At 59.4% G+C, this 19,824-nt stretch carries 20 protein-coding genes and 2 pseudogenes; 11 read left to right on the top strand and 11 right to left on the bottom strand.

The features are described 5' to 3' along the window. The first annotated feature begins 42 nt into the window (after positions 1–42). Positions 43–825 carry a phosphoglycolate phosphatase gene (locus IFT99_RS21055; protein WP_192135074.1) on the top strand — a complete coding sequence of 261 codons (783 nt, stop codon included), beginning with the start codon at positions 43–45 and terminating at the stop codon, positions 823–825. 68 nt (positions 826–893) lie between these two features. Continuing rightward, a complete protein-coding gene (trpE, locus tag IFT99_RS21050) occupies positions 894–2,375 on the top strand; it encodes an anthranilate synthase component I (protein ID WP_192134863.1) in 1,482 nt (493 codons plus the stop codon). 57 nt (positions 2,376–2,432) lie between these two features. On the opposite strand, the gene estP is transcribed toward trpE, so the two are convergent. Then, positions 2,433–4,373, bottom strand: a complete 1,941-nt coding sequence (gene estP / locus IFT99_RS21045) for an esterase EstP (protein ID WP_192134861.1) — start codon at positions 4,371–4,373, stop codon at positions 2,433–2,435. Between the two features lie 469 nt (positions 4,374–4,842). Between estP and IFT99_RS21040 the strand changes: the two genes are divergently transcribed. Genes IFT99_RS21040 through IFT99_RS21025 form a run of 4 tightly spaced genes read left to right on the top strand, consistent with a single transcriptional unit; the run spans position 4,843 to position 8,088 of the window. Further along, a complete protein-coding gene (locus IFT99_RS21040) occupies positions 4,843–5,442 on the top strand; it encodes an aminodeoxychorismate/anthranilate synthase component II (protein WP_065991355.1) in 600 nt (199 codons plus the stop codon). Between the two features lie 18 nt (positions 5,443–5,460). Continuing rightward, entirely contained in the window at positions 5,461–6,510 is a 1,050-nt protein-coding gene (trpD, locus tag IFT99_RS21035; protein WP_192135072.1) for an anthranilate phosphoribosyltransferase, read from the top strand. After that, the gene (gene trpC / locus IFT99_RS21030; protein WP_065991356.1) at positions 6,507–7,343 is read left to right on the top strand and encodes an indole-3-glycerol phosphate synthase TrpC; all 837 of its coding nucleotides are present in this window, start codon (positions 6,507–6,509) and stop codon (positions 7,341–7,343) included. Before trpD ends, trpC begins: the two co-directional genes overlap by 4 nt. Positions 7,344–7,392: 49 nt before the next feature. Continuing rightward, entirely contained in the window at positions 7,393–8,088 is a 696-nt protein-coding gene (locus tag IFT99_RS21025; RefSeq protein WP_192134853.1) for a lipoate--protein ligase family protein, read from the top strand. 28 nt (positions 8,089–8,116) lie between these two features. Here the strand turns inward: IFT99_RS21025 and crp are convergent, their stop codons facing one another. After that, on the bottom strand, positions 8,117–8,761 hold the full coding sequence (gene crp, locus IFT99_RS21020; RefSeq protein ID WP_065991358.1) for a cAMP-activated global transcriptional regulator CRP: 645 nt from the start codon (positions 8,759–8,761) through the stop codon (positions 8,117–8,119). 206 nt (positions 8,762–8,967) lie between these two features. Here crp and IFT99_RS21015 point away from each other — a divergent pair, with 206 nt between their 5' ends. Then, on the top strand, positions 8,968–9,390 hold the full coding sequence (locus tag IFT99_RS21015; RefSeq protein ID WP_037019202.1) for an OsmC family protein: 423 nt from the start codon (positions 8,968–8,970) through the stop codon (positions 9,388–9,390). Positions 9,391–9,625: 235 nt separating this feature from the next. Continuing rightward, entirely contained in the window at positions 9,626–10,420 is a 795-nt protein-coding gene (gene speD, locus IFT99_RS21010) for an adenosylmethionine decarboxylase (RefSeq protein WP_037019204.1), read from the top strand. Between the two features lie 105 nt (positions 10,421–10,525). On the opposite strand, the gene coq7 is transcribed toward speD, so the two are convergent. The 5 genes from coq7 to hemJ form a co-directional block, all read right to left on the bottom strand. Beyond that, positions 10,526–11,173 carry a 2-polyprenyl-3-methyl-6-methoxy-1,4-benzoquinone monooxygenase gene (coq7, locus tag IFT99_RS21005; protein WP_065991360.1) on the bottom strand — a complete coding sequence of 216 codons (648 nt, stop codon included), beginning with the start codon at positions 11,171–11,173 and terminating at the stop codon, positions 10,526–10,528. A 125-nt stretch (positions 11,174–11,298) separates the two neighbouring features. Continuing rightward, positions 11,299–11,637: an HIT domain-containing protein gene (locus IFT99_RS21000; protein ID WP_192134851.1), complete on the bottom strand. Its 339-nt coding sequence runs from the start codon at positions 11,635–11,637 to the stop codon at positions 11,299–11,301. Between the two features lie 86 nt (positions 11,638–11,723). Continuing rightward, complete coding sequence (locus IFT99_RS20995; RefSeq protein ID WP_065991362.1) at positions 11,724–12,509, bottom strand: SDR family NAD(P)-dependent oxidoreductase; 786 nt, start codon at positions 12,507–12,509, stop codon at positions 11,724–11,726. A gap of 55 nt (positions 12,510–12,564) precedes the next feature. Then, positions 12,565–13,479 (bottom strand): DUF805 domain-containing protein, encoded by a 915-nt coding sequence (locus tag IFT99_RS20990; RefSeq protein ID WP_192134849.1) that lies wholly within the window; start codon positions 13,477–13,479, stop codon positions 12,565–12,567. 44 nt (positions 13,480–13,523) lie between these two features. Continuing rightward, positions 13,524–13,949, bottom strand: coding sequence for a protoporphyrinogen oxidase HemJ (gene hemJ / locus IFT99_RS20985; RefSeq protein WP_065991364.1), 426 nt, complete (start codon positions 13,947–13,949; stop codon positions 13,524–13,526). Positions 13,950–14,082: 133 nt separating this feature from the next. Here hemJ and argC point away from each other — a divergent pair, with 133 nt between their 5' ends. Both argC and erpA read left to right on the top strand, forming a co-directional pair. Then, complete coding sequence (argC, locus tag IFT99_RS20980; RefSeq protein WP_192134848.1) at positions 14,083–15,117, top strand: N-acetyl-gamma-glutamyl-phosphate reductase; 1,035 nt, start codon at positions 14,083–14,085, stop codon at positions 15,115–15,117. A 176-nt stretch (positions 15,118–15,293) separates the two neighbouring features. Then, positions 15,294–15,644: an iron-sulfur cluster insertion protein ErpA gene (gene erpA, locus IFT99_RS20975; protein ID WP_065991366.1), complete on the top strand. Its 351-nt coding sequence runs from the start codon at positions 15,294–15,296 to the stop codon at positions 15,642–15,644. A gap of 62 nt (positions 15,645–15,706) precedes the next feature. Here erpA and IFT99_RS20970 read toward each other — a convergent pair whose 3' ends face one another. The 3 genes and pseudogenes from IFT99_RS20970 to IFT99_RS26965 all read right to left on the bottom strand — a co-directional run. Next, entirely contained in the window at positions 15,707–16,798 is a 1,092-nt protein-coding gene (locus IFT99_RS20970; RefSeq protein WP_065991367.1) for an anhydro-N-acetylmuramic acid kinase, read from the bottom strand. A 3-nt stretch (positions 16,799–16,801) separates the two neighbouring features. Beyond that, positions 16,802–17,914: pseudogene (locus IFT99_RS20965) on the bottom strand (peptidoglycan DD-metalloendopeptidase family protein); the annotation flags it as partial. A 74-nt stretch (positions 17,915–17,988) separates the two neighbouring features. Next, positions 17,989–18,235: pseudogene (locus IFT99_RS26965) on the bottom strand (peptidase M23); the annotation flags it as partial. 211 nt (positions 18,236–18,446) lie between these two features. Between IFT99_RS26965 and tyrS the strand changes: the two are divergent. Continuing rightward, positions 18,447–19,646 (top strand): tyrosine--tRNA ligase, encoded by a 1,200-nt coding sequence (tyrS, locus tag IFT99_RS20960; RefSeq protein ID WP_192134846.1) that lies wholly within the window; start codon positions 18,447–18,449, stop codon positions 19,644–19,646. Here the strand turns inward: tyrS and IFT99_RS26145 are convergent. Continuing rightward, positions 19,627–19,824: hypothetical protein (locus tag IFT99_RS26145; protein WP_206758800.1), on the bottom strand; the 198-nt coding region annotated here is incomplete at its 5' end. The two genes, tyrS and IFT99_RS26145, sit on opposite strands and share 20 nt — an antisense overlap.

Genomic DNA, 19,824 nt, shown 5'->3' with positions numbered 1-19,824 from the left:
GGCTTCGAACAGCTGTTTCCGGGACGTCTGCCCAGGCTGATCATGTTCGACCTCGACGGCACACTGATCGACTCGGTGCCGGATCTGGCTGCAGCGGTGGACAAGACCCTGATCCAGCTCGGCCGGCCGCCGGCGGGCATCGAACGGGTACGTGACTGGATCGGCAACGGCGTACGCGTGCTGGTTCGCCGCGCCTTGGCGAACGGCATGGATCACACCGCCGTGGACGAAGAGTCCACCGAGGCTGCGCTGGCGATTTTCATGGAGGCCTATAGCGGCAGCCATGCCCTGACCAAGGTCTACCCCGGCGTGCGCGAAACCCTGAAATGGCTGCAGAAGATGGGCGTCGAGATGGCGCTGATCACCAACAAGCCGGAACGCTTCGTTGCCCCCTTGCTGGATGACCTCAAGCTCGGGCGGTTCTTTCGCTGGATCGTCGGCGGCGACACGCTGCCGCAGCAGAAGCCCGACCCGGCCGCGCTGTTTTTTGTCATGAAAATGGCCGGTATACCGGGGTCTCAGTCGCTGTTCGTGGGTGACTCGCGCAACGACGTGCTGGCGGCCAAAGCGGCGGGTGTCGCCTGTGTGGCATTGAGTTACGGCTACAACCACGGCCGTCCTATCGCAGAAGAGTCACCGGCGCTGGTGATCGATGACTTGCGCATGCTGATTCCGGGCAGTTCTGCCGGTTGCTTAGCGCAGGGCGCTGAGATAACGTTGCCCGACATCAAAGCCCCCTCCTTTAGAGAATCCATCGTGGTGGTCACTCGCAAACTCTGGATGAAAGTCATCAAGGCCCTGGCCCGCTGGCGTTGGCGCGCCTGACTTGAACCTGGCCGGAGCCCCGGCGCGTTTGCATCCCTGACCGTTTTACCTCAGACCACGAGGCTGATATGACCCGCGAAGAATTCCTGCGTTTGGCCGCTGAAGGCTACAACCGCATTCCCCTTGCCTACGAAACCCTGGCTGACTTCGACACGCCGCTGTCCATCTATCTGAAGCTTGCTGACGAGCCCAATTCCTACCTGCTTGAGTCCGTGCAGGGCGGGGAGAAGTGGGGGCGTTACTCGATCATCGGACTGCCGTGCCGCACGGTCATGCGTGTGCACGACCACACCGTCAGCGTGACCCACGACGGTGTTGAGATCGAGCGCCTGGAAGCTGAAGACCCGCTGGACTTCGTCGAGACCTTCAAGGCCCGCTACAACGTCCCGACCATCGCCGGTCTGCCACGCTTCAACGGCGGTCTGGTGGGGTATTTCGGTTATGACTGCGTGCGTTATGTAGAGCCGCGCCTGGGCGCATGCCCGAATCCTGATCCACTGGGCGTGCCGGATATTCTGTTGATGGTGTCGGATGCCGTCGTGGTGTTCGATAACCTGGCCGGCAAGATGCACGCGATCGTGCTGGTCGATCCGGCTCAGCCTGAAGCCTATGAAGGTGGCCTGGCGCGACTCGAAGCGTTGATGGAGAAACTGCGTCAGCCGATCACGCCCCGCCGTGGTCTGGACCTGACCCGTCCGCAGGCGGCGGACCCGGTGTTCCGTTCAAGCTTCACCCAGTCGGATTATGAAAAAGCCGTCGACACGATCAAGGAATACATCCTCGCGGGCGACTGCATGCAGGTCGTGCCGTCGCAGCGCATGTCCATCGACTTCAAGGCCGCACCGATCGACCTGTACCGCGCGTTGCGGTGTTTCAATCCGACGCCCTACATGTACTTCTTCAACTTCGGCGACTTCCACGTCGTCGGCAGTTCGCCGGAAGTGCTGGTACGGGTCGAAGACAACTTGATCACCGTACGCCCGATTGCCGGGACGCGTCCTCGCGGCGCCACCGAGGAAGAAGACTACGCGCTGGAAGTCGATTTGCTGTCTGACGACAAAGAGATCGCCGAGCACCTGATGCTCATCGATCTGGGACGCAACGACACCGGGCGGGTTTCGGAAGTCGGTTCGGTGAAGCTCACCGAGAAGATGGTCATCGAGCGTTATTCAAACGTCATGCACATCGTGTCGAACGTCACCGGCCAGCTGAAGAGTGGCCTGACGGCGATGGATGCGCTGCGGGCCATCCTGCCGGCGGGAACCTTGTCGGGCGCGCCGAAGATTCGTGCGATGGAAATCATCGACGAGCTGGAACCGGTCAAGCGCGGTGTGTACGGCGGCGCAGTGGGCTACTTTGCCTGGAACGGCAACATGGACACCGCGATCGCTATTCGTACCGCGGTGATCAAGAACGGCGAGCTGCATGTGCAGGCTGGTGGCGGCATTGTCGCGGATTCTGTGCCGGCGCTGGAGTGGGAAGAAACCCTCAACAAGCGCCGCGCGATGTTCCGCGCCGTGGCGCTGGCGCAGCAGACGCCAGAGGCTTGAAGATTTAGACGTCCCTGTGGGAGCGCCACCCCGGTCGCTCCCACATGCCTGGTAGCTTCAGAAATCCAGACTCACCGCCAGATTCACCCCTTGCTGGGTCACGTCATCATTCTTGCGCCAGTTATAGCCGGCACGCAGTGTGAGGTCGGGCGCCAGCTTCTGGCTCAGGCCCACGCTTGCGCGATTTAAACTGCGCTGCGGGTCATAGCCCTTCAGATCAAAATCCAGGCCGGGCACGCTGTTCAGCGCGATGGTCACGTCCTGCTGGTCAGTCTCGAACTCACGCTCATGGGCCACTTCGCCAAACACCTGGGTCTGCGGCGTGACGTCCAACTTCCCTTGAAGCCCCGCGCCTAGCCGCTTTGACTTGCGCGTCTGGTCGTCGTAGTTGAGTGCGGTCGCGCGAGCACTGTCCTCCGAGTAGCCATCGACGTTGACGTGGGAATAGTCGGCGCTGATGAACGGCGAGAAATGCCAGCGACTGCTCTGTTCGGCCAGGTCGAAGCCCACGCGCCCACTGACCGCCCACAGGTCGCCGTCGGTGTCGCCTTTCTCCGCGCCTTCGCTGATGCCCAGCGCGAACTTGCGCTTGAGGTTGTCGTAGTCGAGTTTTCCGCCTGAGGCCGCCAGTTCTGCCCACCAGTGCTGCGCCTGATACTGCACGAATGCGGTCGCGATATAGCTGTTGAGTTTGTAGTCCGAATCCTTGGCGCCGGCTTCGAGTGTTTGCCGGTAAGCACCTGCAACCAGCCCGGCTCTCCAGTCTTCAGCGAAGCGATAGCTGCCGCCCACCGTGAGGTTGTAGCCGTGACCGTCGCCGCTGGCGGAATTGCCTTGCGCGTCGAAATCCAGTTTCTGACCGCCACCGGCGACGATGGCGCGCCATTCACCGACGTTCTGCCAATTGCCCCAATCCGCCAGCCACTGACTGCGCAGTTCATCCTGCTGCGCGCGCAACGTTCCGTTGGCCATTTCCGGCAGCAGCGTGATTTCCCACGGTGCGGACAGAATCGAATACCCGTAGTCGGCGATCAGACGCTGACCCGCGACGGTCGGGTGCACGCCGTCGTTGAACAGCAGTTTGGTCGGATCAGGCGTCAGGCCGCCAATCCCGTAAACGCTGTTGGCGGTGCAGTTGTTGCCGTTGAAACAGGTGCCGACCAGGTTCTGATCGGCCGCCAGCCCGTAGCGCGCCGGGTCGGTCAGGACATCACGTATGAGCCCCGGCACATTGAGCGGAATGACCTCGGCATCGATTTGCCCCAGCCGATTGACCAACTGCTGGTTGAACACCCCGCTCAGCAACGACGATGGCCCCTGCAATGGCGTGCCGAATACAGCGGGTGTGCGGCCGATGTCAGGCAGCAGCCAGACCATGATGTAACGCGCGCCGCTCTGGGACAGGATTTGTGCGCCGTTCGCCAGGTTGTTCGCCGCATTGACGGCCTGTCCCGCACTCAGCACCCGGCCCTGAAGGAAGTCATTGCCGCCCCCGGTCAGGTAGTAAAGGGCGTTGGGGTCAGCCCGCGAGCTGTTTTCAACCAGATAACCGGGTCGCGTCCGGAACACCGTTGTCACGCCGGTCGAGGCGTCAGTATTGGCAATCTGAGATTGGGTGGTGATCGCCGCGAGAATCTGATCGGTCCGGTCGCCACCCACAGCCCAGTTGTTGCCATCCGGCAACCCTTGCGCCGCGCGGACGGGGGAGGTCGATGCCTGCAAATCCCCGGGCGCCACGCCAAGCATTTCGCCCAGCAGCGTCGATGAGTTCAGACCGAATGCCTCGCCGCTGCCGTTCAGGTATGTCGGGCCGGTGCGGTTAGTGAAACGCAAGGTGGCGCCGGGTGGTCCGCCGGCATCGGGAAACTGCCCGGCGTCGGCGAGGCTGTCGCCAAACACGATCATCGTTGAATAGGGGGAGGAGGCGGCCAGGGCCGAGGAACAGGCGAGCGAGAGCAGGCAAGCCGCGAACGGCCAGCGCAGTGTGGCTTTGATCATGGGGGCATCCCTTATTGTTTTAGTGCTGTACGAGAAGGTAGCAGCCGCGACACAAATCGCCCACGATGCCGTGGCATTCACGGCAAATATTCTGTACCGGCCTTCAGGCTGCGATCTGCACCTTGCGGGCATTCAAATCCTGCCAATCGGCCGCTGCCCCGCGCCATCCGGGCACTGCGATATTGCGCGCCCTGCGGCGGTACGCTACTGTGCGGCAACGTATGAACGAGACCTTTCCTGTGTCGATTGTCAGCAGCTTCTTGATGCGCGTTATCAAGGGCCACGCCCGTTGGCGTTGGCGCGCCTGACTATTTCCCCCGCCGGCTCCGCCGGATCTGCATTGATATGCCTTCTGATGCCTCGGTTTTGCAGTGACTCGCCGGAATCCCTCCCGCGACCCTCTGCGCGCAACTGCGGTCAGAAAACGGAAGGCCACGTTAAAAGTCAGTCATTCAAAAGGTTGAGCACCATGCTGCTGATGATCGATAACTACGACTCCTTCACCTACAACGTCGTGCAGTACCTGGGCGAGCTGGGTGCCGACGTCAAAGTGATTCGCAACGACGAAATGACCATCGCCGAAATCGAAGCCCTGAACCCCGAACGTATCGTCGTTTCCCCCGGCCCGTGCACGCCGAACGAAGCAGGTGTGTCCATCGACGTGATCAAACACTTCGCTGGCAAGCTGCCCGTGCTCGGCGTCTGCCTGGGTCATCAGTCGATTGGCCAGGCGTTTGGCGGCGACGTGGTGCGTGCGCGCCAGGTCATGCACGGCAAGACCAGCGAGCTGATCCACGAAGACAAAGGCGTGTTCGAAGGCCTCAAGCATCCGCTGACCGTGACCCGCTATCACTCGCTGGTGGTCAAGCGCGAAACACTCCCGGAGTGCCTGGAGTTGACCGCCTGGACCCAGCGCGAAGATGGGTCCGTTGATGAAATCATGGGCCTGCGTCACAAAACCCTTAACGTCGAGGGCGTACAGTTTCACCCTGAGTCGATTCTTTCCGAGCAGGGCCACGAGCTGTTCGCCAACTTCCTCAAGCAGACCGGCGGCACCCGTCAGGGTTAAGGACACATCGACATGGCAATGGATATCAAAACGGCGCTGGGCCGGGTTGTGAATCAACTGGACCTGAGCACCGATGAAATGCGCGAGGTCATGCGCGAAATCATGACAGGCCAGTGCACCCAGGCGCAGATCGGCGCATTTCTGATGGGCATGCGCATGAAAAGCGAAAGCATTGACGAGATCGTTGGTGCAGTGTCGGTCATGCGTGAGCTGGCGGATCAGGTTCAACTCAAAACCCTCGACGGCGTGGTCGACATCGTCGGTACCGGTGGCGATGGTGCCAACATATTCAATGTCTCGACCGCTGCCTCGTTCGTGATCGCGGCGGCCGGTTGCACAGTCGCCAAGCACGGCAATCGCGCGGTCTCCGGCAAGAGTGGCAGCGCCGATCTGCTGGAAGCCGCAGGCGTCTACCTGAACCTGACCCCGGTGCAAGTGGCGCGCTGCATTGACAGCGTCGGCATCGGTTTTATGTTCGCGCAAACCCACCACGGCGCGATGAAACACGCCGCAGGGCCACGCAAGGAACTGGGCCTGCGCACACTGTTCAACATGCTCGGTCCATTGACTAACCCGGCGGGCGTCAAGCACCAGGTGGTCGGCGTATTCAGTCAGGCGCTGTGCCGGCCATTGGCCGAGGTGCTGCTGCGCATGGGCAGCAAACACGTTCTGGTGGTGCATTCCCAGGATGGCCTGGACGAATTCAGCATCGCCGCGCCGACCTTTGTCGCGGAACTGAAGAACGGCGAAGTGACCGAATACTGGGTACAGCCGGAAGATCTGGGCATGAAAAGCCAGAGCCTGTTCGGTCTGGTGGTCGACAGCCCGGCGCAGTCGCTGGAATTGATTCGTGACGCGCTGGGTCGGCGCAAGTCCGAGCACGGCCAGAAAGCCGCCGAAATGATCGTGCTGAACGCCGGCGCCGCGCTTTACGCGGCTGATCATGCTTCGTCATTGAAAGAAGGCGTGGCGTTGGCCCACGACGCATTACACACGGGCCTGGCCCGCGAAAAGCTGGAAGAACTGGGTGCCTTTACCGCGGTATTCAAGCAGGAGAATGAAGAATGAGTGTGCCGACGGTTTTGGAAAAGATTCTGGCCCGAAAGGTCGAGGAAGTCGCTGCGCGCCGTGCCAGTGTCAGCCTCGCCGAATTGGAAACTCTGGCGAAAGCAGCCGATGCACCGCGTGGTTTTGCTGCCGCGATGATTGCCCAGGCCAAGCGCAAGCAGCCGGCCGTCATTGCAGAGATCAAGAAGGCGTCGCCGAGCAAGGGCGTGATCCGCGAAAACTTTCATCCTGCGGAGATTGCCACTAGCTACGAAGCAGGCGGGGCCACCTGTCTTTCTGTGCTGACCGACGTCGATTTCTTCCAGGGCGCTGATGAGTATTTGAAGCAGGCCCGGGCGACGTGTTCGCTGCCGGTTATCCGCAAGGACTTCATGATCGACCCGTATCAGATCGTCGAAGCGCGGGCATTGGGGGCCGACTGCATCCTGCTGATCGTTTCGGCGCTGGATGATGTGAAGATGGCCGAGCTGGCCTCAGTCGCCAAAGGTGTCGGCCTGGATGTGCTGGTAGAAGTCCACGATGGCGACGAGCTGGAGCGGGCATTGAAAACCCTCGACACTCCGCTGGTGGGCGTCAACAACCGCAATCTGCACACGTTCGACGTCAGTCTGGAAACCACGCTCGATCTGCTGCCGCGCATCCCCCGTGATCGCCTGGTCATCACGGAAAGCGGGATTCTCAACCGCGCGGATGTCGAGCTGATGGAGATCAACGACGTTTATTCCTTCTTGGTGGGTGAGGCATTCATGCGCGCCGAGAAGCCGGGTGTGGAATTGCAGCGACTGTTCTTCCCGGAGAAAGGCACCGCGATCAAGTCCGGCGGTTTGGACTGATCCACCGGTGTAGGCCAGAAAGCCGTCGCCACTCACGTCAGGAGGCAGCATGACCCTTCAGCTCTTGGCAACGTGCGTTGAAGCCGGCCTCAAGGCCGAGCAGGATCTGCTGGCGTCAGTGTGTGATGGGCACGCCGAGAGCGGGTTGCTGTTCTGGCGGCCTACCGACCGCGCGCTGGTCATGCCAAGGCGGTTGAGCCGTCTTCCTGGCGCCACTGAAGCCAGCGAAACGCTCGCCGACAGTGGCTGGCCTGTGCTGTTGCGTGAAAGTGGCGGCGAGCCCGTGCCGCAATCGCCCTCGACGGTCAACGTGGCGCTTGTGTATGTGCAGCCGGACACCGATCTGGATCGCGACCGCATCGAGAACGCCTACATGCGCCTGTGTCAGCCGATCCTCGATACGCTGAGTGAGCTGGGTGGCGCTGCATCCTTGGGCGAAGTCGAAGGGGCCTTCTGCGATGGCCGTTTCAACGTCAACCTCAACGCTCGCAAGATGGTGGGTACTGCGCAGCGCTGGCGGCAGAGTCAGGGTGGCAAGCGGCCGGTGGTGTTGGCCCATGCCGCGATGCTGCTGGATGACGAGCGCGTTGAGATGGTCAACGCAGTCAATCGCTTCAATGAAACCTGTGAACTCGATGCGCGGTGCGAAGCGCAAAGCCATATCGCTCTGCATGAGCTGTTCGACGCGCCGGATTTTCTTGGCCGTTTGAGTGAACGCTATACACGCCTGCTGGCCGGAATCTGACTCACCTGCCAATACCCCGGTCCGTGTGTTAACGGGTGCCGAAAACCACCATGGTTTTGCCCCGGACATGCACCAGGTTTTGCTCTTCGAGCGATTTGAGCACACGACCAACCATCTCCCGCGAACACCCTACGATACGGCCAATCTCTTGGCGGGTGATTTTGATCTGCATGCCATCGGGGTGGGTCATCGCGTCAGGCTGCTTGCACAGATCGAGCAGGCTGCGGGCAACGCGGCCAGTGACGTCCAGAAACGCCAGATCGCCCACCTTGCGGGTGGTGTTGCGCAGACGCTCGGCGATTTGCGCACCGATGGCGTACATCAATTCGGGATCCTGCTGACTGAGCTCGCGGAACTTGGCGTAGCTGATCTCGGCCACTTCACATTCGGTTTTGGCGCGCACCCAGGCGCTGCGGTGGGCACCGGCGGCCGTCTGCTCGAAAAGTCCCAATTCGCCAAAAAAGTCCCCCGTATTGAGATAGGCCACGATCATCTCGCGACCTTCGTTGTCTTCGATCAGGATCGTCACCGAGCCCTTGATGAGCAGGTACAGCGAATCCGACTCCTCGCCTGCGCAGAGGATATTGGTCTTCGCCAGGCATCGCCGCCGCTGGGCGTGCGGCAGCAGTTTGTCGGCGATTTTCATCTTGTTCGGAGGCTGCACGGCGAGCATGGCTGTATCCCGTAAAAAACTGCGCCCTTAGGCATTCTTAGAGGTATCGGCAGTAGTTGCCATTTGACGCAGTTCAACAGCGGCAATTAGCCAATTTTTCAGACACTTCCTACATTTCGGTCGTTGCCGGGAATGTCCCGTCCACTCAGCGACGGCAGGGCCCTGTGCTAAGCTGGCCGCCATTTTTCAAGCATTGGAGTCCGGTGATGAAAGCGCGTATTCAATGGGCGGGTGAGGCGATGTTCCTCGGTGAGTCCGGCAGCGGCCATGTGGTTGTGATGGATGGCCCGCCAGAAAGCGGCGGTCGCAATCTGGGTGTTCGCCCGATGGAAATGGTGCTGATTGGCCTGGGTGGCTGCAGCAATTACGACGTGGTCAGCATTCTCAAGAAAGCCCGTCAGCCCATCGAGAGTTGTGAGGCGTTCCTGGAAGCCGAGCGCGCAAACGAAGATCCCAAGGTGTTCACCAAGATCCATTTGCACTTCGTGGTTAAAGGGCGCGGCCTCAAAGAGACGCAGGTCAAACGTGCGATCGAGCTGTCCGCCGAGAAATACTGCTCGGCGTCGATCATGCTGGGTAATGCCGGCGTCGAAATCACCCACGACTACGAGATCATCGAACTGGGTTGAGCAACGCTCAATTTTCACAAAAGCGGTGCAGGCTATGGCATGCGACTTCTGACGTCTGCATAATGCGCCCCTTTTTCAGGGCGCGACCGCCGGGTAGCCGGCTCGCCTCCGACCAGACAACCAAAATCGCCAACGCGAAGAGGTGTTAACCGTCCTACGCAGCTGAGCCGGGCTCAGTTGACGGGCATGCTTGATCACGCGGCCAGCGCCGCACCCATATAGAGAGTTTTTAACGGTGAAAAGCAAACTCAAGCTCCACGGGTTCAATAACCTGACCAAGACCTTGAGCTTCAACATCTATGACATCTGCTATGCGGAAACCCCGCAGGACCAGCAGGCCTACGTCGAGTACATCAACAGTGTGTACGATGCCGAACGCCTGACGCGGATTCTCACCGATGTCGTCGATATCATTGGCGCGAACATCCTGAACATCGCGCGTCAGGACTACGATCCACAAGGCGCCAGTGTGACCATTCTGATCTCCGAGCAGCCGGTCACGCCGACTGACAGCCAGATCGAAGAATCGCCGGGTCCGCTGCCGGAAACCATTCTCGCGCACCTGGACAAGAGCCACATTACGGTTCACACCTACCCTGAAATCCACCCCGTTGACGGCATCGCCACGTTCCGTGTGGACATCGATGTGTCGACCTGCGGCGTGATTTCCCCGTTGAAGGCTTTGAATTACCTGATCCACAAGTTCGAGTCCGACATCGTGACCGTCGACTATCGCGTGCGCGGCTTCACCCGTGACGTCGAAGGCAAGAAGCATTTCATCGACCACGAGATCAACTCGATCCAGAATTACCTTTCCGATGACACGCGCGACAGCTACCAGATGACTGACGTGAACGTGTACCAGGAAAACCTGTTCCACACCAAAATGCTGCTCAAGCAGTTCGAGCTGGACAACTACCTGTTCGGCGACGCCACCAGCAATCTCTCCGCTGAACAGCGCGAGCAGGTGACCGGCCGCGTGAAGCACGAGATGCTTGAAATCTTCTACGGCCGCAACATGCCGGTCTAAGGTCTCAGTGATACAAAAAAAGGCGCCTGTTAAGGCGCCTTTTTTGTTTCCGGTCTTTCGCGGCAGCTTTATTCGCTGATAAAGGCCGGCCGACCGCAGATTCGATCAGATCCTGTAGGTGGTTTTGGTCATGATTTTTGCCAACAGGCTCATGCCGAACTTCACCGGCGCCGGGAAGCGGAAACCGCCTGCCTCGATCGCGCTTTCTGCGTGATGCTCCTCGTCGGCGCGCATCTGTTCGAGAATCGCCCGCGACTTCTCATCCTCGACTGGCAATTGCTCCAAATGCTCATTCAAGTGTTTGCACACCTGATCTTCCGTCGCGGCAACGAAGCCCAGGCTGATTCGATCGCTGATCAAGCCAGCCACTGCGCCGATGCCAAACGAAGCACCGTAGAACAATGGGTTGAGCACACTGGTATGACTGCCCAACTGATGAATGCGTTGCTCGCACCACACCAGATGGTCGATTTCTTCCTCGGCGGCGTGCTCCATGGCTTTGCGCACCTGAGGTAGTTTCGCGGTGAGTGCCTGCCCCTGATACAACGCCTGAGCACAGACTTCGCCAGTGTGATTGATGCGCATGAGCCCTGCGACATGCCGGGTGTCGGACTCATTCATCTTGACATCGGGTTGAACGATGGCAGGCGAAGGACGATGTGCGTGCGCGCTGACGGGCAGCAGCGTCTTCATCGCTGCGTCGGCTTGAAGCAGGAAACGGTCGATAGGGGAGTAGTGACGTTCGGTAGCCATGGGCGCCTCCGGGTAAATCCACGGCGGTCAGTCTACCTCAAACGGTGTAACCGGGCTTGTCCGGTGTCAGCCCGCCGGGGCGTTGGCGCGCATCCGGCAGGTCGACGAAGACCGGAGAGGATGACTCAGCCCGGCGGCCAGTTCATCTGGCGCTGACCCAGCACGTGCATGTGGATGTGATAGACGGTCTGACCGCCTTTTTCGTTGGTGTTCATGACCACGCGGAAGCCGTCCTCGCAACCCAGTTCTTTTGCCAGGCGCTGGGCTGTGAACAGAATGTGGCCCAGCAGGCTCTTATCGTCTTCAGTCACGTCGTTGAGGGTGGCAATCGGCTTCTTCGGGATAACCAGAAAATGCACAGGCGCCTGGGGGGCGATGTCGTGAAAGGCCAGCACTTGATCATCTTCGTAGATGATCTTCGCCGGGATTTCCCGATTGATGATCTTGGTAAACAAAGTATCCACAGCCTTCTTGCTCCGTTTCGAGGGGGATGAAGGCAGTGTACTGAGCGTCCCGGTTCACGCCCAGACGTTTGTTGCGATGTGCCCCGTCAGACTGACGTACGAGATTTGAGCATCGAGCCCCAGAGCTTTCGCGTCATCCAGCGACTGGCAAAGCGCGGCAGGCGTGTCAGTAGCCTGTTTCGCCAACCCGGGATGATCACCGCACGGTTCTTGTCGAGCGCGCGTACCGTGTACAGCGCGACCTCCTCGGCGGTCATGTGGTCGTCGTGCGTAAACTTGCCGGCATCCAGTTGTGCGGTGCGGAAAAACGCTGTGCGCGTCGGACCGGGGCACAACACCGAAATCTTCACGCCGGTCTTGTGCAGCTCCTCGCGAAGCCCTTCGGAAAAATGCAGGACGTACGCTTTGCTCGCCGCATAGGTGCTCATCCATGGTCCCGGCTGAAAGCCCATGATCGACGCAACGTTGAGTATCTGGCCGCCGCCTTGCACCGCCATCAGGTTGCCAACCGTGTGACAGAGACGCGTCAACGCGAGCACATTAAGGTCGAGCAGGTCCTGCTCTTGCGCCCACTCTTGAGCGAGAAAGGGCCCGCTGTTGCCGATGCCAGCGCAGTTAACCAGCAAGTCGATGCTTCGCGAGCCTTCCTCGAGTTCAAGCAGAAAGCCCGAGAGGCGCAGCGGCTCACCCAGATCGCAGGCACGGAACAGCACCTCGACACCAAAGCGTTGGGTGAACTCGATGGCGATGCTCTCGAGCATCTCCCGGTGCCTGGCCACGAGAATAAGGTTGCGACCCCGGCGGGCGAGCGCTTCGGCCATCGCCAGGCCAATACCGCTGGATGCACCTGTGACCATGGCATAACGGGTCATGCAATTCTCCAGTGTTTGCAGCTTGTATTGAGACAGCGTCCTTGCTGCCAGATAGTTATTGGTCGTCGTTGCTGTCGGACGAGTCACCACTATCGACAGGATCAACGGGAACGACCGGTTGTTCCGCGTCATCGTCGTAAGGCAGCGCTTGCTCGTATTCGCTGGTGGTGGCTTCGACCTGCTCCTGAACAGTGTTCAGACCACCCATCATCCCGGCCACTAGGGCCAGCGCCAGCACCGCGAGCCACAGAATGGCGAGGACCTTGACGTGCGGTGTGTTGCCGGGCGGCGGCGGACCATACCGATTCGGGCCCGTGTTGCCAGGGACTGCCATCATCAGGATCGGAAAGAAGCTGCCCACCACCGGCACCAGATTCAGCAACAGCAACCAGGCTGACCAACCGGCGTCGTGCAACCGCTGGGCGCCGATCTGGATGCTGACAACCACGAACGCGACGAGGGCAACGGTGCCGAGCAGTCCGCCCGCCACCAGCGAAACGCTGAGAACGCCGACGCACACGGCAGCGACCAGCAGGCCGACGGCCACCAGCGCCAGACTCCACGCCAGGTAGCGCAGACGGCCGATTCGCCCCCGAATGGAGAACACCTTCAAGTCGCCTACGGCGGGCCAGTTTTGTGCGGCCGGCGTGCGCGGCGGTGCGTAGGGCGAGGCCGCAGGTTCGAAAGCCGGACGCTGTGGAGTATCTTCGACCACGTCCTCAAGCCTCAATGACACGGGCTCCTCGGGCTCGATACGGCCCTCGACACCTGCATCGTTCAACGCCGCGAGATAACGCTGCGCGTCGTCCCGCGTCAGGCTTCGCTTGATGGTCACGGGTTTGCCGGTGAAGAGACGATCAACGCCGGACACCTCAGTCTTGAACAGCTGCGCCAGGTTCTGGCGCGCTGTCTCCAGCTCAACGCCTGTTCGCAGCTGTCCCTCGAAAACGATCTTGAAGTGCTCCGCCATGCTGGCTTCCTTGTCTTTAGTTCATACGATATGAGCAATGCGCGTCAGAACGGTTTGACGACGACCAGAATGACCACCGCCAGCAAGATCAACACGGGTACCTCGTTGAACCAGCGATAGAACACATGGCTGCGACCAGGTTCGCCGCGCGCGAAGCGTTTGACCTGCGCGCCGCACACGTGGTGGTAACCAATCAACAGGACAACGAGGGTGAGCTTGGCATGCAACCAGCCTTGCTGCAGGAAACCCGGTGCGAGAACGATCAGCCAGATACCGAATACCAGGGTAGCGATCATCGAGGGCATCATGATCCCGCGGTACAACTTGCGTTCCATGGTGCAGAAACGCTCGCGGCTTACGGAGTCTTCGCTCATGGCGTGATAGACGAACAATCGCGGCAGATAGAACAGGGCGGCGAACCAGCACACCATTGCAATGATGTGCAGCGCTTTAATCCAGAGATAGAGCATTTTGGTTTGTTTCCAGGGACACGGTGCCAAATAGTAGTGGCTTCCGCGCCCGTACGTCACGTTCGCGGTTGTCCCATCGGCAATCGACCCATATGATCAGCGGCTTTCCACTGGTTTGGTTGAGGGGCAGGTTATGGTCAAGGTCGGTATCGTCGGCGGTACGGGTTACACCGGCGTCGAGTTGCTGCGTCTTCTGGCGCAACACCCAGAGGCTGAAGTGGTTGCGATCACCTCGCGCTCCGAGGCAGGTTTGCCTGTCGCTGACATGTATCCCAACCTGCGTGGTCACTATGACGGCCTGGCGTTCAGCGTACCGGACGTCAAAGTGCTGGGCGCGTGCGATGTGGTGTTCTTCGCCACGCCCCACGGTGTCGCACATGCGCTGGCGGGCGAGTTGCTCGCCGCGGGCACCAAGGTCATCGACCTCTCCGCTGACTTCCGTCTGCAAGACCCGGTCGAGTGGGCCAAGTGGTACAACCAGCCCCACGGCGCGCCCGAATTGCTCGACGAAGCGGTTTACGGCCTGCCGGAAGTCAATCGCGAGCACATCAAGGGCGCGCGCCTGATTGCAGTGCCTGGCTGCTATCCGACCGCCACTCAGTTGGGTTTTCTGCCACTGCTCGAAGCGGGCCTTGCTGATCCATTGCGCCTGATCGCGGACTGCAAATCGGGTGTCAGTGGTGCAGGTCGCGGCGCCAGTGTGGGCTCGCTGTATTCCGAAACCAGCGAGAGCTTCAAGGCCTATGCCGTTAAAGGCCATCGCCATCTCCCCGAAATCACTCAAGGGCTACGCCGTGCTGCAGGTGGCGATATCGGGCTGACGTTCGTGCCGCACCTGACGCCGATGATCCGTGGGATTCACGCCACGTTGTACGCAACCGTCGTGGACAAGTCGGTCGATCTGCAGGCGTTGTTCGAAAAGCGCTATGCCAATGAGCCTTTCGTCGACGTGATGCCCGCCGGAAGCCATCCGGAAACCCGGAGCGTACGTGGCGCCAATGTGTGCCGCATGGCCGTGCATCGGCCTCAGGACGGGGATTTGGTGGTGGTGCTGTCGGTCATCGACAATCTGGTCAAAGGCGCTTCGGGCCAGGCCGTGCAGAACATGAACATCATGTTTGGCCTTGATGAACGCCTAGGCCTGTCCCATGCGGGGATGTTGCCGTAATAGCGGCTTCAGGCCTCAAGCGGCAAGTCTCAACTCGCTGGTGATAGCGGCTGTTTTTTGCGGCTTGTCGCTTGCGACCTGTGGCTGCCGTCACAATAGTTGACCAATTTTCTAGGAGAAGCGGATAATGCGCGTCATTACGCATTATGACGGCTTAGCGCCGGGAGATTTTGAACATGAGCGTTGAATCCTTTACCCCAGTGGCTTTGGAATTCACCCACGGTGCCGCGCACAAGGTGAAAACTCTGGTCGATGAAGAGGGTAATGATCGCCTGAAGCTCCGTGTCTTCGTGACCGGTGGCGGTTGTTCCGGTTTCCAGTACGGTTTCACCTTTGACGAAGACGTCGCCGATGATGACACCATCGTCGAGCGCGAGGGCGTCAGTCTGGTGGTCGACCCTATGAGCTTCCAGTACCTGGCAGGTGCGGAGGTGGATTATCAGGAGGGGCTTGAAGGCTCTCGCTTCGTGATCAAGAACCCCAATGCCGCGACTACCTGTGGCTGTGGCTCTTCGTTCTCGATCTGATCCAGGCGATACATACAAAAACGCCGCGCATTTGCGCGGCGTTTTGCATGGTGGGCGTTGGGTCAGGCCGGGTAGATCGCGCCCAGCACTCGCAGGCCTTTGGCCCCCGTCACGCTTGGACGGTTGGCGGGTACGCTCTCCAGCGCGCAATGGGCAAGCCAGGCAAACGCCATCGCTTCGACCCAATCAGGATCAACGCCGAACTCTGCAGTGCTAGAAACCTTTGTTGCCGGCAGTAGCGCCGCCAGCCGATCCATCAACGCCTTGTTGTGAGCGCCGCCGCCGCAGACCAGCAGTTCTTTGGTCTGCGCCTGTGCCGATTGCAGGGACTCGGTAATGCTCAATGCGGTGACTTCGAGCAGTGTTGCTTGCACATCTTCGGGTCTCAGCGTTGGCATCTGGAACAGATGGTGGTGAACCCAGCCAAGGTTGAATACTTCACGACCCGTGCTCTTAGGCCCCTTCGTTTGAAAGAACTGATCACTGAGCATGGACTTCAGCAGCGCATCATTGACTGTCCCGCTCGCGCCCCACGCGCCATCGCGGTCATAGCTCACGCCCCGCTGTGCCTGAATCCAGGCGTCCAGCAGCACATTGCCTGGCCCTGAGTCGAAGCCGGAAACCGGTTTGTCGATTTCGATCAGGCTGAGGTTGCTGAAACCACCGACGTTGAGCACGGCGCGGTAGTCTTTGTTATCGTCGAACAACGCTTCATGGAAAGCGGGAACCAGCGGCGCCCCCTGGCCACCTGCGGCGATATCGCGCTTGCGGAAGTCGCTGACCACGGTGATGCCCGTTAGCTCGGCGAGCAGGGCAGGGTTGCCAATCTGGATGGTGAAGCCGCGGGCCGGCTCATGACGAATCGTCTGACCGTGACTGCCGATCGCGCGGATTTCACCGGCTGACACGCTCTGCTGGTCCAGCAGGGCCAGCACGCCTTGAGCCGCGAGACGAACCCATTTCTGCTCGGCGATGCCGGCGCGGGCCAACTCGTCCGGGCCGCTGGCGCAGAGCCCCAGCAGTTCGGCGCGAAGGTCGTCCGGCATGGGAATGTAGTAGGTGCCGAGCAAACGTGGTCGGTCATCCTGTTCTACCAGCGCGAAGTCGAGTCCGTCCAGACTGCTTCCGGACATTACACCTACATACAAAGTCATGGGTCAGCGCTTACTCGAGGCCAGCATGGTGGCCTTTTCCTGGTCCATGCGAGCCATCAAAGGTTGGCTCTCCTGCATGAACCGCTGTTTTTCGGACTTGGCGATCGGATCAGCCATCGGCAGCTTCTGCCCCAGCGGGTCGACATGAACGCCATTTACCTGGAACTCGTAATGAACATGAGGACCCGTGGACAGGCCGGTGGTTCCAATATAGCCAATGACCTGGCCCTGCTTGACGCTGGATCCGGACTGAATGCCCTTGGCAAAACCCTGCATGTGGCCGTACAGCGTCCGGTAGGTTTCACCGTGCTGAATGATCACAGTGTTGCCGTAACCGCCGCGCCGACCGGCAAGGATGACTTTGCCATCGCCAGTGGCTTTGATTGGGGTGCCACGAGGTGCAGCGTAGTCGATGCCTTGGTGGGCGCGAATCTTGTTCAGGATCGGGTGTTTGCGACCGGATGAGAACAGTGAGCTGATGCGGGCGAATTCGACCGGCGTACGGATGAACGCCTTACGCATGCTGTTGCCGTCCGCAGTGTAATAGTTGGTGTTGCCCTGTTTGTTCGTATACCGCACAGCGGTGTAGGTTTTGCCACGGTTTACGAAGCGAGCCGAAAGGATATTGCCTGTACTGACCGTCTTGCCGTTGACAACCTTCTGCTCGTAAATCACATCGAATTCGTCGCCCTTGCGGATATCCTGGGTGAAGTCGACGTCGTACCCGAAGATGTTTGCCATCTCCATTGTCATCGTATGGCTGAGGCCTGCGCGTTGGGCGGATTGCGACAGTGAGTTGTTGATCGTGCCATGCACATAGGCCGTGCGTACATTAGGTTTGCTCACGTCACGGGTAAACGTATAGCCCTTGTCTGTGCGAGACAAACTGATGCTTTCTGTCTCGCTCAGCTTGCTGTGCAACTGCTTGAGATTGCCCTCAGGCGAGAGCTCGAATTGTAGCACCTGGCCATTTTTCAGCTGACTGAACTGCTTGGCTTGTTTGTCGCTGGCAATAACGTCGTGCACCGCCGTCGCAGGCAGGCCGACTTTGCTGAACAACGTCGACAGCGTATCGCCCTTTGAGACCACCACTTCCCGGTGCGTCGGGCCTTTGGCAGTAGCAACCTCTTTCGGGGCGGCCCTGGTGTCACTTGCTGTCTTCGCGGCATCAGCCGGTTCAGCCGCATCACCTTCGATCTGGGCGAAGGGAGAATCTACGGGTGCCTCTGTGGCTTGAGTCTGTTCTTGAGCGTCTTGTTCTTGCTTGATCTGGTCGGCAGGTGTGTCCAGTTCCAGAGCAAGGTTGGTTCGTTTGGCTTCGACGTCGCTGGATGGGAATACGAGGAGAGCCAGGCTAAGCAGTGCGGCGATGCCGCTGGCTGCGAGCAGGTGGCTCTTCGGATAAAGCGGTGGCGCTTTAGGCGGAGTGTCGGTCATAGGTAATTTTGACTTTGAAAAAGATGAAATGGAAAAGATGAATGACATGATGAAGATGAAATAACTGTATAAAATATAACCAAATCTCGCCTGAGGCAAGCTTGCGATCGGCTCGCTCCGCGATTCGTCGCGCTCCTATTGTCAGAACTTGTATTTGGGCGCTGATCTTGTATGGTTGTTTCCCTTTGAAATACGGCATTACGGGGCGGTTATGAAGTCGGTTGAAGAGCAGCTAGCGCTGATCAAGCGTGGTGCAGATGAACTCCTGGTCGAGGCCGAGCTGGTCACAAAGCTCAAGCGTGGGCAGCCACTTCGCATCAAGGCCGGTTTTGATCCGACCGCGCCCGACCTTCACCTCGGGCATACGGTGCTTATTAATAAGTTGCGTCAATTCCAGGATCTTGGTCATCAGGTGATTTTCCTGATCGGCGACTTCACCGGCATGATTGGTGATCCGAGTGGCAAGAGTGCCACCCGTCCCCCGCTTACCCGCGAGCAAGTGCTCGACTACGCCGAGACCTACAAGGCTCAGGTGTTCAAGATTCTTGATCCGGCCAAAACCGAGGTGGCGTTCAATTCCACCTGGATGGATCAACTCAGTCCTGCAGACTTCATCCGACTCTCTTCCCAGTACACCGTAGCGCGCATGCTGGAGCGTGATGACTTCGACAAGCGTTACAAGTCGAACCAGTCCATCGCCATCCACGAATTCCTTTATCCGCTGGTCCAGGGTTACGACTCGGTTGCTTTGCGCGCCGACGTTGAGCTGGGCGGGACCGATCAGAAATTCAACTTGCTGATGGGGCGCGAGCTGCAGCGTGCATATGGTCAGGAGGCTCAGTGTGTTCTGACGATGCCATTGCTGGAAGGATTGGACGGCGTCAAGAAGATGTCCAAGTCGTTGGGTAACTACGTAGGTATCCAAGAAGCGCCCGGCATTATGTACAGCAAGCTCGTCTCCATCCCTGATGCGCTGATGTGGCGTTACTTTGAGCTGCTGAGCTTCCGCTCCATGGAAGAGATCGCTGCTTTTAAAGCGGATTGCGAAGCGGGCGCCAATCCACGTGACATCAAGATCAAGCTGGCCGAAGAGATCGTTGCGCGCTTCCATGGTGAGGAAGCTGCGGCTTCTGCCCATCGTTCTGCTGGAAACCGTATGAAGGATGGAGAGCTTCCGGAGGATCTCCCGGAGATCGACGTCGCTGCAGCCGAAGACATGCCGATTGCTGCCGTCCTTAATAAGGCGGGGCTGGTTAAGAACGCTGCGGTCGCTCGCGACCTGTTGGCATCTGGCGGCGTGCGTATAGATGGTGAAGTTGTGGATCGCGGGTTTGTATTCAGGCTGGGCGCGACCCATGTATGTCAGGCCGGCAAGAAGGCGTTCGGCCGGATTACACTTCGTTCGGAATAAAGTTCAAATAAGGGCTTGACGCGTCTCTGGATCTGTCTATAATTCGCCCCACTTCCGGCGCAGACGAAACGGAAAACTCCTTGATAATCAAAGAGTTGGACGAAGTAAGCAGCGAGGAGTGCTTCGGTTCAGATGCTTGAATCGACAGCGGTGAAAAAGGCAGTTGACAGCAGGTTGT

Origin of the sequence: Pseudomonas sp. CFBP 8772 (assembly GCF_014841665.1) — a bacterium.
In the GTDB taxonomy this organism is placed as follows: domain Bacteria; phylum Pseudomonadota; class Gammaproteobacteria; order Pseudomonadales; family Pseudomonadaceae; genus Aquipseudomonas; species Aquipseudomonas graminis_B.
The sequence above is the reverse complement of the archived record's forward strand: the minus strand, read 5'-3'. Positions and strand labels throughout refer to the sequence as shown.